This is a genomic window from Rhizobium sp. ZPR4 (assembly GCF_040215725.1).
Taxonomy (GTDB): Bacteria; Pseudomonadota; Alphaproteobacteria; order Rhizobiales; family Rhizobiaceae; genus Rhizobium; species Rhizobium rhizogenes_D.
In genome coordinates this window covers 614,570-630,442 of sequence record NZ_CP157968.1, presented here as the reverse complement: position 1 = coordinate 630,442, position 15,873 = coordinate 614,570, and the positions used below count along the sequence as shown (strand labels likewise).

General features: G+C 60.2%; 14 protein-coding genes. 12 read left to right on the top strand and 2 right to left on the bottom strand.

Annotated elements, in window-relative coordinates; genetic code table 11:
* The first annotated feature begins 149 nt into the window (after positions 1 to 149).
* Together ABOK31_RS22460 and ABOK31_RS22455 are read left to right on the top strand one after the other, a co-directional pair.
* Positions 150 to 842: a response regulator gene (locus tag ABOK31_RS22460; protein WP_174181722.1), complete on the top strand. Its 693-nt coding sequence runs from the start codon at positions 150 to 152 to the stop codon at positions 840 to 842.
* Positions 839 to 2,071 carry an ATP-binding protein gene (locus ABOK31_RS22455; protein WP_174181720.1) on the top strand — a complete coding sequence of 411 codons (1,233 nt, stop codon included), beginning with the start codon at positions 839 to 841 and terminating at the stop codon, positions 2,069 to 2,071. Before ABOK31_RS22460 ends, ABOK31_RS22455 begins: the two co-directional genes overlap by 4 nt.
* Before the next feature lie 26 nt (positions 2,072 to 2,097).
* Here ABOK31_RS22455 and ABOK31_RS22450 read toward each other — a convergent pair whose 3' ends face one another.
* The gene (locus ABOK31_RS22450; protein WP_174181718.1) at positions 2,098 to 3,048 is read right to left on the bottom strand and encodes a DUF535 family protein; all 951 of its coding nucleotides are present in this window, start codon (positions 3,046 to 3,048) and stop codon (positions 2,098 to 2,100) included.
* 183 nt (positions 3,049 to 3,231) lie between these two features.
* Positions 3,232 to 4,968: a hypothetical protein gene (locus ABOK31_RS22445; protein WP_350019302.1), complete on the bottom strand. Its 1,737-nt coding sequence runs from the start codon at positions 4,966 to 4,968 to the stop codon at positions 3,232 to 3,234.
* Positions 4,969 to 5,196: 228 nt separating this feature from the next.
* On the opposite strand from ABOK31_RS22445, the gene ABOK31_RS22440 reads away from it, so the two are divergent.
* The 10 genes from ABOK31_RS22440 to ABOK31_RS22395 all read left to right on the top strand — a co-directional run bounded on the left by ABOK31_RS22440 (position 5,197) and on the right by ABOK31_RS22395 (position 15,871).
* Positions 5,197 to 6,198 carry an AraC family transcriptional regulator gene (locus ABOK31_RS22440; RefSeq protein WP_350019301.1) on the top strand — a complete coding sequence of 334 codons (1,002 nt, stop codon included), beginning with the start codon at positions 5,197 to 5,199 and terminating at the stop codon, positions 6,196 to 6,198.
* Between the two features lie 226 nt (positions 6,199 to 6,424).
* Positions 6,425 to 7,507 carry an HD domain-containing phosphohydrolase gene (locus ABOK31_RS22435; protein ID WP_349960926.1) on the top strand — a complete coding sequence of 361 codons (1,083 nt, stop codon included), beginning with the start codon at positions 6,425 to 6,427 and terminating at the stop codon, positions 7,505 to 7,507.
* Entirely contained in the window at positions 7,504 to 7,830 is a 327-nt protein-coding gene (locus tag ABOK31_RS22430; RefSeq protein ID WP_174181710.1) for an STAS domain-containing protein, read from the top strand. The genes ABOK31_RS22435 and ABOK31_RS22430 overlap by 4 nt, the downstream gene beginning before the upstream one ends.
* Positions 7,827 to 8,195 (top strand): response regulator, encoded by a 369-nt coding sequence (locus tag ABOK31_RS22425; protein ID WP_047631891.1) that lies wholly within the window; start codon positions 7,827 to 7,829, stop codon positions 8,193 to 8,195. The genes ABOK31_RS22430 and ABOK31_RS22425 overlap by 4 nt, the downstream gene beginning before the upstream one ends.
* Positions 8,192 to 10,216 (top strand): chemotaxis protein CheA, encoded by a 2,025-nt coding sequence (locus tag ABOK31_RS22420; RefSeq protein WP_349960923.1) that lies wholly within the window; start codon positions 8,192 to 8,194, stop codon positions 10,214 to 10,216. Before ABOK31_RS22425 ends, ABOK31_RS22420 begins: the two co-directional genes overlap by 4 nt.
* Positions 10,213 to 10,725: a chemotaxis protein CheW gene (locus ABOK31_RS22415; protein ID WP_349960921.1), complete on the top strand. Its 513-nt coding sequence runs from the start codon at positions 10,213 to 10,215 to the stop codon at positions 10,723 to 10,725. The genes ABOK31_RS22420 and ABOK31_RS22415 overlap by 4 nt, the downstream gene beginning before the upstream one ends.
* A gap of 25 nt (positions 10,726 to 10,750) precedes the next feature.
* A complete protein-coding gene (locus ABOK31_RS22410; protein ID WP_174181704.1) occupies positions 10,751 to 12,478 on the top strand; it encodes a methyl-accepting chemotaxis protein in 1,728 nt (575 codons plus the stop codon).
* 189 nt (positions 12,479 to 12,667) lie between these two features.
* The gene (locus ABOK31_RS22405) at positions 12,668 to 14,497 is read left to right on the top strand and encodes a methyl-accepting chemotaxis protein (protein ID WP_349960918.1); all 1,830 of its coding nucleotides are present in this window, start codon (positions 12,668 to 12,670) and stop codon (positions 14,495 to 14,497) included.
* Entirely contained in the window at positions 14,498 to 15,007 is a 510-nt protein-coding gene (locus ABOK31_RS22400) for a chemotaxis protein CheW (protein ID WP_349960915.1), read from the top strand.
* A 12-nt stretch (positions 15,008 to 15,019) separates the two neighbouring features.
* Complete coding sequence (locus ABOK31_RS22395; RefSeq protein WP_174181698.1) at positions 15,020 to 15,871, top strand: CheR family methyltransferase; 852 nt, start codon at positions 15,020 to 15,022, stop codon at positions 15,869 to 15,871.
* The last annotated feature ends 2 nt before the right edge of the window (positions 15,872 to 15,873 follow it).

Here is a 15,873-nt window from a genome sequence, read left to right as displayed (position 1 = left end):
ACGGCGAAGATCGCATCAAGGCCCTGTTCAGAATCGGCCATCAGGCGATCGGAAAGCTGTTTGGAAATTGCGGAAGCCGACTTTGTCCGCAATAGTAGAACTCAGGCGGCAAACCGAACGGAAAAACGGAAGAAACACAGGGCGCTAGGGTGGATAACAGTCTCGTTCTCATCGTGGAGGATGAACCGGCAATCGCACAGATACTCGAGGGCTATCTGACGCGGGACGGCTTTCGCACGGTCCGCGCCAGCGACGGCGAAATGGCGCTTCAGCATCATGCGCTTCTGAAACCGGATCTCGTGCTTCTGGATGTTCGCCTGCCGAAACTGGACGGCTTCGGGGTGCTCGGCCGCTTGCGCCAGGTGGGCTCGACGCCGGTCATCATGGTCACGGCCGTCGCAGACGACATCGACCGCCTGAGCGGGTTACGCCTTGGCGCCGACGACTATGTCGTCAAGCCGTTCAACCCGCAGGAAGTCGTCGCCCGCGTGAGGGCTGTTCTGCGCCGTACACAGGGCGATCGCGCAGAAGCCATCAAGCGTTTCGGCGCGCTGGAGGTCGATTTCAGCAGCTACACCGTCTTCATCAACAGGGACGAGCGCCGCATTGCATTGCCCCTGACACTGAGCGAATTCCGCATCCTCGCCTACATGATCCGCCATCCGACCCAGGCTTTCGCGCGCGCCGATATCCTCGACGCCTGCCTGCCGGAAAGTGATGCTCTGGTGCGTACCGTCGATACACACATCTCCAACCTCAGACGCAAGCTGGAGGAGTTGGGGCAGATCGGCTTCTTTCCTGCCGTGCGTGGCATCGGCTATCGTTTTTCGGACCCGAGATGAAGACACCGAGATTTCCCAGTGCGCCGCTGGCAACGCTGACGGCCGTCGTCACCACGATCATGCTGCTGCTTAGCGTCGGCCTGACCTATCTGGGGGTCAACTGGTATGCCACTTATCTAGAGCAGGGCATCACCGATGCCCTGCCGCCCCAAGCCGCAACAGCCTACAAGATGCTGAGCGAAAGCAAGGTTCCCGACGGGGATTCTCTCAAACTTCTGGTCGAACATCTCAATTCGCTGACGGAGCCGACGGATCTCAAGGTGCAGCTCTCCGTGCTCGTCTTCGGCCTCTTGTCGGCTCTGCTCTGCGCTGTTATCGGCGTCTTCCTGGCGCGACGACTTACGCGCCCGCTCGAAGACCTTACCTCCGCCGCCGAAGGCCTGAAGTCCGGTGACTTCTCCGTCCGTGTCGCAGCCTCCTACCGCAGCACGCGGGAAGTCGCGAGCCTTGTCGAAACCTTCAACGCCCTTGCGACCGGCCTGGAGACCATGGAGGAAAGATTGCGCTTCAACAACATGGCGATTGCGCATGAGCTGCGCACGCCATTGACCATCCTGCAGGGATCGTTGCAGAGCATGCTTGACGGCGTGTTCCCGATGGATCGGAAAATCATTTCGGATCTTCTTCTACAGGTCGAAGGGCTGGGACGGGTTGTCGAGGATCTGCGCACCCTGTCTCTGGCCATCGGCCAGAAGCTGGTGATGGAACGTCAGCACATTGATGCATCGCTATTGGTCGAGACTGTCATCGCCTCGGCAAAACCCATGCTGGAGGCCAGCAAGTTGCAGGTAGAAACGGGGCTGAAACCCGTCTGGATCTCGGCCGACGCCCCCCGCATTCGCCAGGCCATACTGGCACTCCTCGAAAATGCATGCCGCTATGCTGCCGAAGGCGGCTGGCTGCGATGCGAAACCGAACAGCTGGCGGACGATAGCATCGTCATTCGCGTTCTCGATCGCGGTCCCGGATTTCCGCAGGATATGGATGCCGTCGCCGTCAACCCTTTCTGGCGCGGCGACCCCTCACGTTCGCGGGCGACCGGCGGCACCGGACTGGGGCTATCCGTGGTGCAGGCAATCGCGGTTGCCCACGGCGGACATCTTGAATTCGCAAATCGACCCGGGGGCGGCGCCATGGTCGCAATCCATTTGACGGACAGCGATATGCCGGAAGAAGCGCACGGTTTTGGACAGCAGGATACCGCCTCGCGGCAATGCCGGCTTTGTTGACCGAAGCCATCGCCGCCAGAAGGCGATCAGTGGAAGAGTTCGCCGATATTGTAGAACCATGATTTGCTCTGGCTACGCCTGTCCGCTCCGAGAATCTTCGAATAGGGAACCCTGAAGCCATAGACGCCTTCCGGCTCGGCGGATCGCTCGAGCCAGAAAGCATCGATGTTCGACAGCAACATCGACTGCCGGGCATGCCGACGATACTGGATCGGATGTCTTGCCTGCGAGACGGCCAGGAAGTGTTGCATGCCGCCTTCCGCCGCCAGGCCCTGCAGCACGATGAGGATAGCTTCCTTCGGACGCAGGCCTGCAAGATCGCGGGTCACCTCGACAATACGCTGCTTGGCGTTGCGCGGACCCTGCATGCTCCCGACGACGAATGTGTAGTGCCCTTCGGCCTCTTGATTGACGAAGGTGAATCTTGCGATGCAGAGAAGTGCCTGATCGCTCACGCGCAGGAGTTTGATAGCGAAAGCGCCCTCATGTCGGCCGCCGCTGCGATCGGCGAGCGCAATGCAGCATGCATATGCTTCGCACTTGCCTTGAACGGCGCCCATTTCCAGCCATTCGCCGCGCCAGAGCCGCATCATGCTGTCCCTGGAGAAAATGGCCTCCGCAATCGAAAAATGCTCGACAAGAAGGGAGAGCCGCCGGGAATTGGGCATTCCGTGGACAAGAAATTTCGACAGCGGCTTCTGCAACAGCTCATCATGCGGCGGCGGTAATCCGCGCGCAGCGGCAAACGCCGCGGTAAAGCGCCACCATCGGATGGTCACAAGTGGGTTGGCGGCAAAGCGGCACCAGAAGAGAAGAACACGCTTCCAGCGCACCCGCAGGCCGAAGGTCAATATTCTCCAGAGCAGGGCGTATCGGGATGTACGCAATCCGGCGGCTGTCGGCGCTGCCGTCGTGGAAGGGGAAATACTGGATATGACGCCCTCTGGCGTCACGGCGATCGATGTCTTTCGATTCATGCAAAGACCCGGCGAATATGGTTTCGCCGAACCATCTGCATTGGAATTATCAAGGCAGCGTCAAGGCAAGGTCAGCCTTTCGTGGGGCACGCTATGAAAGGCTGAAGTTAGCTTAGCAAGGGGATAGGATAGACACCTGCACAGCGGCGGGATATTTGCCCGCCGCACCAAGCTGCCAGGAGGCTAGAAGAGAGCATCCGCAAAAAGCTCCTCGTCACTGGCCGGAGCCGGCGCGCTTTCGGCCAAGGAGCTCACCGCACCGAAAATGGCCGCATGTATCTCGCGTTCAGCAGCCATGGTGTAGATCTTGAAGATGCGCTCGGAAATCGCCGCTACTGGAGCCTCCAGCCCGGTCGTATCGACAAATGCGCTCCGCGTACGTCCTGCCTCCTTCGTGCAGGACGCCAAGGTTTCGCCGATCCCGGCGCGAAAGTCCAAACCCTTGATCACATCGGCCACTTGCGAAGTCATGGCCTCGCCGCAACGGCGAAGTTCCTGCACATTGAGATCCATCGACGCGCCGGCTTCGCCGATATGGGCAAGAGCAGTGTCTATATGCGTGCCGAGACCGGAGGAATTCTCCTCCTCGCCGGCCTGTCGCCAGTCCTTGAGGCCAGTCGCCTGCGTCTCGAGCTTGCCGAGCCCGACTAGGATCTTCTCGGCATCCTCATCAAGCAGCGATGCGAACGAGCGAAGTTCGCCCGCGACCACATTGATCGCCCGCCCCTCCTCGCCGAGCTTGCCGCAGCGCAGATTGGTATTGAGGGCCATATATTGAATGTCGCGCCGCACGAGCTGGATGGTCAGGATGCTTGTGGTCAGCTCCTTGACCATCTCGGATGTCTTCTCGCTGAGCCGATTGGCACCAGCTGCAGCGACGTCGATGCGATCGACGACGATCCGGGCGGCGGAAAGATCGCCGCGCAATGAATTGATCGGGCTTTTGCCGTCCTGTCCGCTCTGCGACATCATCGTCCTGTAGAGATCAAGCAATGTGCCGATGTCGCCGCTGAAGCTGCGGATATTATCGACGATCTTGACGGTCTCGCGGTCGAAACCCTTGGTCGTCTCGCCAAGCAATTCGAAAATCAATGTCATTGCCAGCTGCGAAAGGCGCTGGCGGTCGTTAGCGGAAAGGTTCGCCGGAGCTTCGGAGGCAAGATAGGCCTCCATGATCGCATGTGCCGTCTGGCAATGCTCGACCCTCTGCCTGGTAATATCGCCGATCTGCATGGCCGACAGCGTATGAGCCACCTTGTTCTGGATCTTGCGCGCGAGACCGGCGACGGTCTCCGCCAGTTCGGAGAGATTGCGGCGCTGGGCCTGGATTTCCTCGGCGTTGGATATGAGACGCTGGGCGATGGACGGGATACCGTTCAGATGCTGCGCTAAAGAGCCATCTTCGTTTGCCGTTGCGGATTCGATCTGGCCCTCCAGCGAACGGATCTGCAAGGACAGCGCCTTGACTTCCTTGGTGGCGAATTCGATGCGTTCGACGATCTCGCTGGCGAAACTCGAAAAGTCGGGAATGCGCGCACCCGCTATCTTTGCCGTCGCGGCAAACGTTCTCAGATAGCGCAGCGTTTCCTCCATCGAGAGCACATGCTCGGCGAGCCGCTGTCCGGTCTGGCCGATGGCGGCAACGTTTTCCCGCCGCCGCGCTTCGGCAGGCGGCAGCCTGTTCAGGAGGTCCACGGTCTGGAGCAGCCGCGCCGTGGCTTCGGTGGCATTTTCCTCCTTCAGCGAATTGCCGATATGTTCCAGCAGGCTGACGAGCTTGGCGAGCGCTTCCGTGACCATGATGAGGACCGCGCCGCCGTCCAGGAAACGCTGCTCGATCTGCAATCGGGCGCTTTCCAAGCGATCGACGAAACTATCCGTCGATGGGATAAATTGCCGGCTTGTCGCTGCATACGCCATACTGTTCGGACCCCGCCCAAGATTATCCCCGACAAACTAAAGCGAACAAAAAAACATGGAGTTAACGCGGGGGACGAAACAGGGCGCCTACCTACAACCGCCATCCTTGCACCGCCGGGAAAGCCCTGGGCAAGACCCACATCTTATAGCTGGCAATCAGCACGTCTCGCCTTTGTGCGGGCCACCGGCATGCTCTGCTTGCAATTCCGCCCGCAAGTAGGCTCGCTCATGCTGATTGAAGACAAGATGAAGATAGCAACCGAGAAATACGCCTGGTCATCCTGCGAGCCCGCGGAGTTACAGGAAAGATTGAAGGGCGCGGATATATCGGTCGTCCTCGAACGAAAGTTGGGTAATCCGGGCTTCCAAATCGATGTCACGCTGGCCACGATCGGAAAGATGGCAGCTTGGAAGATCTTTTCGAAAACGGGTTATGAAATCCTCTACCTGTTTGATCCTGCCGACCGAATAGAGCTGCACTTCGTCGAAAGCGGCGTGTTTCAGGTTGAGACGGAGGACCGGGAGTTCACGGCTGCCGCAGGAACTACTTTCGTGCTGCTGTCTTCCGGGTCAACGAAAATCAAGGCGTCCGCGAATGCGTGCAAGCTCGCGCTTGCCATACCCCGCATTCATTGCCTGCCATTGATCGATATCGGAAAAGACGATCCTGAGTTGTTTTTTCGACGCTTCGCTTTAGTGGCCGACATTGACGAGACCGGAATAAGAACGGTTTACCGCATGGCGGCCTTGTTGCTGGGGGCAGATGAGCATCCCTTCGCCGGCTCGCCATTGGGTGCCTCTCTTTTCAAGGAGGCGTTGATCACGGCCTTCATGCAATCATGGCCGCAATCCGTACAAAAGACCGTGATCCAGAGCGCGCGGCCACGCAACCTGAAGCGGGCGCTGGACTGGATTCAGACCCACCTCGGCGACGAGTTCACGGTGCTCGATATTGCAAGAAATGCCGGCCAGAGCGTGCGCAGCCTGCAGCTTTCCTTCCAGCACAACATGGGCATGAACCCTTTGAACTACGTGCAGCGCCTGCGGCTACAGCAGATCCATCACGACCTGCTGCACGGCGATGTGGACGAGAATATATCCGAGATTGCCGCACGCTGGGGTTTTAGTCACATGGGGTATTTCGCTGCCCGCTATCGCGCCATGTATGGTGTATCGCCATCATCGACACGCATCAGCCGTCGCGACTTCCATGCGACTGGCAACATTTGATATCAGAAAAACGCAATCTTATCATTTAATCGCAGTTAATTATAAAATCACCTACAGGTTGAGCATTAATTTAACGCACCGTTAGCCATTTAACGATTTCGTTACCTCAGCCAAGATTCACAATCATTGTGACGCGGCCCTTTCATCAGAAAGGCCTCCAACAATCCTCCAGCCGAAAATCCTGAGTAGATCCGTGGGTGTACCGCGGGCGCTCCGCGGGGTAGCTATGCGCGTCTTCGTAATCGATGACAGTCCTTCCGTCGTGGCCACGCTTCGCCGCGTAGTCGAAGCCATCAAGGGCAGCGAGGTGTTGTCGTTCCTTCATCCGAACGATGCCCTCAAGCGGCTCGACGACCGGACACCGGACCTCATTCTCGTGGACTATATGATGCCCGACATGAACGGGATCGACGTGATCAGCCATGTGCGCAGGAACGCGCTGACGGCCCACGTACCAACCATCATGATCACATCCCGCAGGGAAGCCGATATCCGTTTGGCTGCCATAAAGGCAGGCGCGACCGAATTCCTGAACAAGCCGATCGACGAGACGGAGCTGACGCTGCGTGTCCGCAACATTCTCGACATCGGAGAAGAGCGACTGGCGCTGGCCGCCAAGGCGGCAACATTGCAGCGCGATTTCGACGCTGCGATGCAAAGGATCGAACGGCACGAAGAAGAGATCATCTGGCGCCTTTCCAAGGCCATCGCTTGCCGCCATGGCGAGACGGCCGACCATCTGGACCGCGTCGCGATCGTTGCGCGCATGATCGCTGAAGAGATGGGCCTGGATACCGGCCAGTGCCGCATGATCTTTCTGGCGAGCGCCCTGCACGATGTCGGCAAGATCGGCCTGCCGGATGCCATTCTCTCCAAGCCCGGCCCCTTGAGCCCGGATGAGCGCCGGCAAATGCAGCAGCATGCCGACTTCGGCGCCGAAATCCTGAGCGACAGCTCCAGCGAACTGATCCAGATCGCAGGCAAGATTGCCGAGAGCCATCACGAAAGATGGGATGGCGCGGGCTATCCGAGGGGTCTTTCGGGGGACTCGATCCCAGTCGAGGCCCGCATCGTCGCCATAGCCGATGTCTTCGACGCGCTGTGCTCAAAGCGGGCATACAAGGCCGCTTGGCCGATCGCCGACGCTTTCCGCGAGATCGTCAACAGCAGCGGCACCCATTTCGATCCGGCCTGCGTTGCCGCCTTCTGCCGCCGCTGGACGGATATCAAGGCGCTCTTCGAGTCCCAGCACAGCGACGACACCGCAACAACGGTTTCCACACTTCAGTTATCCCGAGGTTCGGCATGAGCGAGCAATCTGAGATTTTACACCTGCATGGACCGCTGACGATCAAGACGATCACCAATGTCAGAGACATCGTTCAGGTCTATCTCCAGGAAGCGGCGTTACGCAACCACACCCTCGTCATCGATGTCGATGGCGGCGAGGAAATCGACCTCACCCTACCGCAACTGCTTCTCTCCGCACGGCAAACAGCCGCTCGTGCCGGCGTGGCAGTCACATTGAGCAAACCAGCAGACGGCAATTTTCTGACCGTCCTGCAACGTGCAGGTCTCCTTTGCGGAGACCGGCAAAAAAACAGTTTCTGGCTAGAAGGAAAAGCAGCATGAGCGCCAATATTCTCACCGTCGATGACTCCGCCAGCATTCGACTGACCACGCGCATTGCGCTGACCAACGCCGGATATTCCGTCACCGAGGCGGTCGACGGCGCAGACGGCCTCACCAAGCTGAAATCGGGCAATTTCGATCTCATCGTCACCGACCTCAACATGCCGAACATGGATGGCCTGACGATGATCCGTAGCCTGCGGCAGCTGCCGGCATACATGGGAACGCCGGTCATCTTCCTGACCACGGAGTCGGACGGCGATCTCAAGCAACAGGCGAAGGCCGCGGGCGCTACGGGATGGCTGACGAAACCCTTCGATCCCGAAACCCTCATCAAGATCGCGCGCAAGGTTCTCGGCAAATGAACGAACTCGATCCGATCGCCGTTTTCAGGACGGAGGCCGCCGAACAGCTGGAGCTGATCGAGGCAGGCCTCCTCGATCTGATGCGCGATCTGAGCGACCGCGCTCAGATCGATGCGGTCTTCCGGGGCCTCCATACGCTTAAGGGATCGGGCTCGATGTTCGGCTTCGATCAGCTGGCCGCCTTCACCCATCATTGCGAAACCGCCTTCGACCGAGTCCGCAAGGGTGAGGCTCCCGCCACGAAGGAACTGGTGGGCGCCGTTCTCGACGCGCAGGGCCATATGCAGGCGCTTCTGGAAAACCCGAACGGCGATCACGAGACCATGAGTTCCGTGCTCCTCGAAAAATTGCGTCAGGCCGTCGGTGCAGCCGGATCGCATGCTCTAACGACGGCATCTGCCAGCGTGCAGCCGGTTGCGGCCCCTGCTGCAAGCGCCGGCAAAGCAAAGACCTGGCACCTGAAATTCAGCCTGCCGGCCAACTCGATGGTCAATGGCACCAATCCGCTCGGGCTGCTGGACGAGCTACGCGAGCTCGGCGAATGCCGGATCGAAGCCGATACCGGCGCGATCCCGCTGCTTGCGTACCTCGAACCGCGCGATCTGCACGTCGGCTGGACGGTTCATCTGACGACGGAAAAGCCGCGCTCGGATATTGAAGACGTCTTCATCTTCGTCATGGATGACATGGTGATGGAGCTGCAGGAACTTCAAACGCAGACCGAACCGGTCCCTGCATCGGTCGCCGCAAAGCCGGAACAGCCGATCGAGGACGAACCGTCAAAGGCCGTCGCCCCGCCGATCGATGCTGGCAAGGCTCAGCCTGCCGATGCAAAATCGCAGAAGCAGGCAGACAATGTCCGTGTACCCGCCTTGCGCCTCGACGAGATGATGGACCGGGTCGGCGAACTTGTTATCGCCCAGTCACGCCTGAGCCAGATGGCAAATTCGGCCGCCGATCTCGGCCTGCGTTCGGTCTCGGAAGAAATCGAGCGTCTGGCCGGCGAATTGCGGGACACGATGATGGTCCTGCGCATGATGCCGGTCGCAAGCCTCTTCAGCCGCTTCCGCCGTCTGGTTCACGATCTCGCCCGCGAGACGGGCAAGGATATCGAACTCGTCACCGAGGGTGAAGGCACCGAGGTCGACAAGACGGTCATCGACCGCCTGGCCGATCCGCTCGTCCACCTCGTCCGCAACTCGATCGACCATGGACTTGAAAGCCCGGATGACCGCGTTGCGGCCGGCAAGCCCGTGACGGGGCGCGTCTTCCTCTCGGCACATCAGACCGGCAGCGAAGTCGTCATCTCCATCAAGGATGACGGGCGCGGTATCGATCGCCAGAGGGTGCGCGCCAAGGCGGAAGCCAACGGCCTGATCCAGCCCGGCGCCCAGCTGACCGACAAGGAACTGCTGCAGCTGATTTTCCAGCCGGGCTTTTCGACGGCGGAAAAGGTTACGAACCTCTCCGGCCGCGGCGTCGGCATGGACGTGGTCAAGAAGACGATCGAGACGCTGCGCGGAGCGATCGACATTACCAGCGAATTCGGCAAGGGTTCCGAGATCGCACTGCGCATTCCGCTGACGCTCGCCATCATCGACGGCCTTCTCGTCCGCGTCGGCAATGGACGCTATGTGATCCCGCTCGCCGCCGTCGAGGAATGCCTCGAACTTTCGGTCGAACAGGATCTGCGCTCGCGCGGCCGCAGCTTCATCTCGCTGCGCGACGATCTCGTGCCGTTCCTGCGCCTGCGCGAACTCTTCCGGACCGGCACGGAGCCCGATCCCTACCAGAAGGTCGTGGTGATCTCGACCGGCAGCGAGCGCGTCGGCCTTGTCGTCGATCAGATCATCGGCGACCACCAGACCGTCATCAAATCGATGTCGAAGCTTCACGACCACGTCTCGACCTTCTCCGGCGCGACCATTCTCGGTGACGGCAATGTGGCCCTGATCCTCGACGTCGTCCATCTCATCGCCGCCGGACAACACCAGGAGGCGCAATTGCGGGCAGCAGGATGATCGAAGCAGACGTAAAATCGGACCATCGCGCCATCTGGAAAGGCGCCGACGAGCTTTCGGTGCTCACCTTCAGCCTCAATGGCGAGACCTTTGCCATCGAAGCAGTCGTCGTTCAGGAGATCCTCGATCTTCTGCCGGAGACCAGCGTTCCCGGCAGTCTGCCCTTCGTCGGCAGCGTGATCAACTTCCGCGGCAAGGTCATTCCGCTCGCCGATATCCGCATCGCCTTCGGCATGGAGGCGGCCAATGTCACCATCGACAGCCGCATCGTCGTCACCGAACTCGAACTGGACGGCGAGACGACCCTGATCGGCATTCGCACCGACAAGGTGCACGAGGTGACGCAGCTTTCGCAGACGGCGAGCGAACCGCCGCCGGTCATCGGCATGCGCTGGCGCACCGACTATATCCATGCCCTCGTGAAACGCGGCGGCGAATTTATCATCCTGCCGAACCTCCAGGCGATCTTCTCGTCGCAGCGGGCGGTTGCGGTCAGAGCAACAGCATGAATTTCAAGGACAAGGAGGCCATCAGATGCGCTTTACGATCAAGCTCAAACTGCTACTAACGTTTGCTGTCGTCATTGCCATGCTTCTTGGCACGGCCGTCTACAGCATCACGACCCTCGGCCAGGTCAACGACAATTGGTCCGATACGCTATCGGGTCCGGCCGAACGCCTACGGCTCGCCCAGAATCTCGATATTGCCGTCCTGCAGCAGTTGCGGCAGCAAAAGAACATGCTGTCATCCGCATCGGTCAATGAAACCAAGGACTATATTGCAAAGAGCGACGCCGCACGGGCGGAGTTCGACGCCGACCTTGCAAAGATCCTGGCCAATACCACAGCTCAGGACATGGCATTCTGGACACAGATCAAGGATCTCTCTGCCAATTGGCGCAATGCCGACGACCGTATCCGTGCCATGATGCTTGCCGGAGATACTGCCGGCGCGCTGCATATTTCAACGACGGATGCCCGCGACATAAGCACCAAAATCGACAATGTGCTTGCACAGGTCTTCGATTCCGAACGGGCGAGACTGAAACAGGCGGATCAGGATGCCGCCAACGACTATGCGAATGCACGCTTGATCCTGATCGTCATCGCCTCGACGGCATCGATCCTTGCATTTCTTTCGGCAATCTGGATCATCCTCTCGATCAACAAGGGTATCAGCCGCGCAGTTAAGACCGTCCAGACCGTCGCCGATGGCGATCTGACCGAATTCGCGGCAATCACGACCAGGGACGAGATCGGCGAGCTTTTGGGCCACGTCAACTCGATGATCGAGCGGCTGCGCGGCGTGGTTGCCGATGCGCTCTCGGCCTCCGACAACGTCTCGTCCGGCAGCCAGCAGCTGTCTGCAGGTTCCGAGCAGCTGTCGCAGGGCGCGACCGAACAGGCTTCTTCCGCCGAAGAAGCTTCCGCCTCGATGGAAGAGATGGCCGCCAATATCAAGCAGAATGCCGACAATGCGGCCCAGACCGAAAAGATCGCCCGTCAGTCGGCCAAGGATGCCGAGATCAGCGGCCAGGCTGTCGATCGTGCCGTCAACGCCATGCGCACCATCGCCGAGAAGATCTCGATCGTGCAGGAGATCGCCCGTCAGACCGATCTGCTTGCCTTGAACGCCGCCGTCGAGGCGGCACGTGCCGGCGAGCATGGCCGCGGCTTTGCCGTCGTCGCCTCCGAAGTGCGCAAGCTGGCCGAACGCAGCCAGGCGGCAGCAGCCGAGATCTCTAGCCTCTCGGGCGAAACCGTCACGGTCGCGACCGAGGCCGGCGACATGCTTTCGCGCCTCGTTCCCGACATCCGCAAAACAGCCGAGCTGGTGGCCGAGATCTCGGCTGCCTGCCGAGAGCAGGATATCGGTGCCTCACAGATCAACGAGGCGATCCAGCAGCTCGACAAGGTGACGCAGCAGAATGCCGGCGCATCCGAAGAGATGTCGGCAACTTCGGAAGAACTAGCCGCCCAGGCTGAGGAGCTGCAAGCCTCCATCGCCTTCTTCCGCGTCGATCAGGCCAATGCCCGCAAGGCCCAGGCCGCCCATAGCCCGGTCCACGCTCCTGTCCATCACGCCGTCAGCTCGGCCAAGGCCAAGCAGCCACCACTCGGCAAGGCACCGGCTGCTAGACCCGCCGCTACACGCGCTGACAACAGCGTCGCTGCACAGCAGGCTCGTCTCAAGGGCTTCACCCTCGACATGTCCATGGGTGGGCCGGATGCCGATGACAATGATTTTCGCCAGAGCGCCTGAGCGCTTGGCCTGACATCAACAAACACCGGCGCCGGAGGCGCCGGACCAAAGGCCGGCAAATGCTATCGCCGACCTCAAGAACCGGTCCCGGTTCGCGGAAGGGTGAATGTATCGGTCTTCGCGCATCAAGACGGCTCCCCGTCTGACATTTCAAATATCAAACCCTTCATCTCCAGGAGCTTTTCAGAGATGCGCTTCACCATCAAACTCAAACTGGCCCTTGCCTTCGGCCTGCTGATCGTCATGTCGACCGGCATGTCGGTCCTCGCAATCATGAGCCTGTCCTCCCTCAATTCCGCCATCACCGACATCGTTCAGGGACCGGCCAACAATCTGCGCAATTCCGGTGACCTCTCCACCGCCGTGCTGGATGCCATCCGCAACGAAAAGAACGCCATCCTCAACACCGATCCGCAGGCGATCGGCGGTTATATCGACGCCGTTCACGAGAAACAGGCGACGATCGATCAGCTCGTCCGGACGCTGGCGCAAGATCCGGCGATTTCAGATAAGGTTGCCGAGTTCTCCAAGCAGTATCCGGCCTGGAAGCAGATCGACGATCAGATTCTGAAGCTTGCGACTGAGAATACCGACGAAAGCAACCGCAAGGCCGGTGCCCTCTCCATGGGCGAGGGACGCAAGGCAAGCGACCTGCTCCAGGATGCCCTTGAGAGCCTCAACAAAGCAATCCTCGCTGATCTGCACGCGACCGATCTTGCGACCAACGACCAGTATGCTTTTGCACGAAATCTCCTGCTGACGACGCTCGCGGTCATGTTCGTGCTGTCGACCGCCGTCGCCATCTGGATCGCGCTCGGCATCAATCGAGGCCTGAAGAAAATCCAGGCTGTCGCTGAAGGTGTTGCCATCGGCGATCTCGATCAGGATATCGAGATCAAGACCAATGACGAAATCAAGGATCTGGTCAACACGATCAACGTCATGACCAGCAACCTGCGCAATACCGCAACGATCGCCGACCAGATCGCCAATGGCGACCTGACGGTGAAGCCGAAGCCGATGTCGGAGAAGGATACGCTTGGCATGTCGCTGCAGTCGATGGTCGAGCGGCTGCGCGGCGTGGTTGCCGATGCGCTGTCGGCCTCCGACAACGTCTCGTCCGGCAGCCAGCAGCTGTCTGCAGGCTCCGAGCAGCTGTCGCAGGGCGCGACCGAACAGGCATCGTCCGCCGAAGAAGCCTCTGCCTCGATGGAAGAGATGGCCGCCAATATCAAGCAGAATGCCGACAATGCGGCCCAGACCGAAAAGATCGCCCGTCAGTCGGCCAAGGATGCCGAGATCAGCGGCCAGGCTGTCGATCGTGCCGTCAACGCCATGCGCACCATCGCCGAGAAGATCTCGATCGTGCAGGAGATCGCCCGTCAGACCGATCTGCTTGCCTTGAACGCCGCCGTCGAGGCGGCACGTGCCGGCGAGCATGGCCGCGGCTTTGCCGTCGTCGCCTCCGAAGTGCGCAAGCTGGCCGAACGCAGCCAGGCGGCAGCAGCCGAGATCTCTAGCCTCTCGGGCGAAACCGTCACGGTCGCGACCGAGGCCGGCGACATGCTTTCGCGCCTCGTTCCCGACATCCGCAAAACAGCCGAGCTGGTGGCCGAGATCTCGGCTGCCTGCCGAGAGCAGGATATCGGTGCCTCACAGATCAACGAGGCGATCCAGCAGCTCGACAAGGTGACGCAGCAGAATGCCGGCGCATCCGAAGAGATGTCGGCAACTTCGGAAGAACTAGCCGCCCAGGCTGAGGAGCTGCAAGCCTCCATCGCCTTCTTCCGCGTCGATCAGGCCAATGCCCGCAAGGCCCAGGCCGCCCATAGCCCGGTCCATCATGCAGCCAACCCGGTCAAGACCAAACCTGCCGTCAAGGCGCCAGCTACCCGAGCTCCGGCGGCGCGCACCGACAACAGCGTCACTGCACAGCAGGCCCGCCTCAAGGGTTTTACCCTCGACATGTCCATGGGTGGGCCCGATGCGGATGACAACGACTTCAGGGAGAGCGCGTAAATGGCTGCAACCAGCACCGAAGCGCAATATGTGACGTTCGGTCTCGGCGACGAATGCTTTGCCGTGCCCGTCACGGTGGTCCGGGAAATCCTGGACCATCAGGACGCCTTTCGCATTCCGCACGGGCCGGACTATCTGCTCGGCCTGCGTGATGTGCGCGGCCAGGGCGTGCCGGTCATCGATCTGCGTCTGCGCCTGGGCATGTCGGCCACGACGAAGACGCCGCATACGCGGATCCTTGTGATCGACATCCCGACCGCCGAAAAGATCCTGACCCTCGGTCTCGTCGCCGATCGCGTTTTCGAGGTCACATCCTTCAAGCATGAATCGATCGAAAGCGCCCCCGATATCGGGGTGCGCTGGCCATCCGAATACATTGCCGGCGTCGTGCGCCGCGATGGCGGGTTCGTTGTCATCATCGATCTCGCAAAGCTCTTCTCATCGACCGACAAGGTGTCGCTGATGGACGTGGGGACGGGCCTGAGAGCCTCCGAATTGGCCGCTGTTTGAGTGGGACGTAAAGTGGCGTTGCAGGATGTAAGAGACTACGGAGACAATGGGCTGAGCCGGCGGAACTTCGATCAGCTCGCCCGATATATCTATGACTATAGCGGCATCAAGATGCCTCCGGGCAAACGGACGATGCTGGAAGGGCGATTGCGCCGCCGGCTGCGGGCGACCGGAATCGGCGACCTCGACGATTACTGCGACTATCTGTTCAAGCGCGGCGGCATCGATCGCGAAGCGATCCACCTGATCGATGCGGTCACGACCAACAAGACGGACTTCTTTCGCGAGCCGAAGCATTTCGAACATCTCGAGAACTCTGCCGTACCCGAGCTTCTCGCTGCGGGACACGGCCGCCTTAGGATCTGGAGTGCCGCCTGCTCCATCGGCGCGGAGCCCTACACGATCGCCATGGTCATGGAAGATTATCGCGACGCCCACGGCACCCCTGAATACAGCATCCTTGCCACGGATCTGTCGACCGATGTTCTTCGGGCGGCGCGCAGGGGTGTCTATCCCGCCGGGATGATCGACCCCGTCGATCGGCCGCGGCGTTTGCGCTACGTCATGGAAGCGCGCGACCCCGAGCGCGGCGAAGTTCGCATTCATCCCAAGCTGCGCTCAAGGATCGGCTTTGGCCGCCTCAATCTCATGGATCGCGCCTATGAGATCGGCGACAAGGTTCATATCGTCTTCTGCCGCAACGTTCTGATCTATTTCGACAAGCCGACGCAGGAGAAGGTTCTCTCCAGGCTTTGCGAGAAACTGGTGACAGGCGGCTTCCTCTATGTCGGCCATTCCGAGACGATCAGCGGGCTCAATCTGCCGGTCAAGCAGGTCGCCAACACGGTCTTCAGAAAGGTCTGACG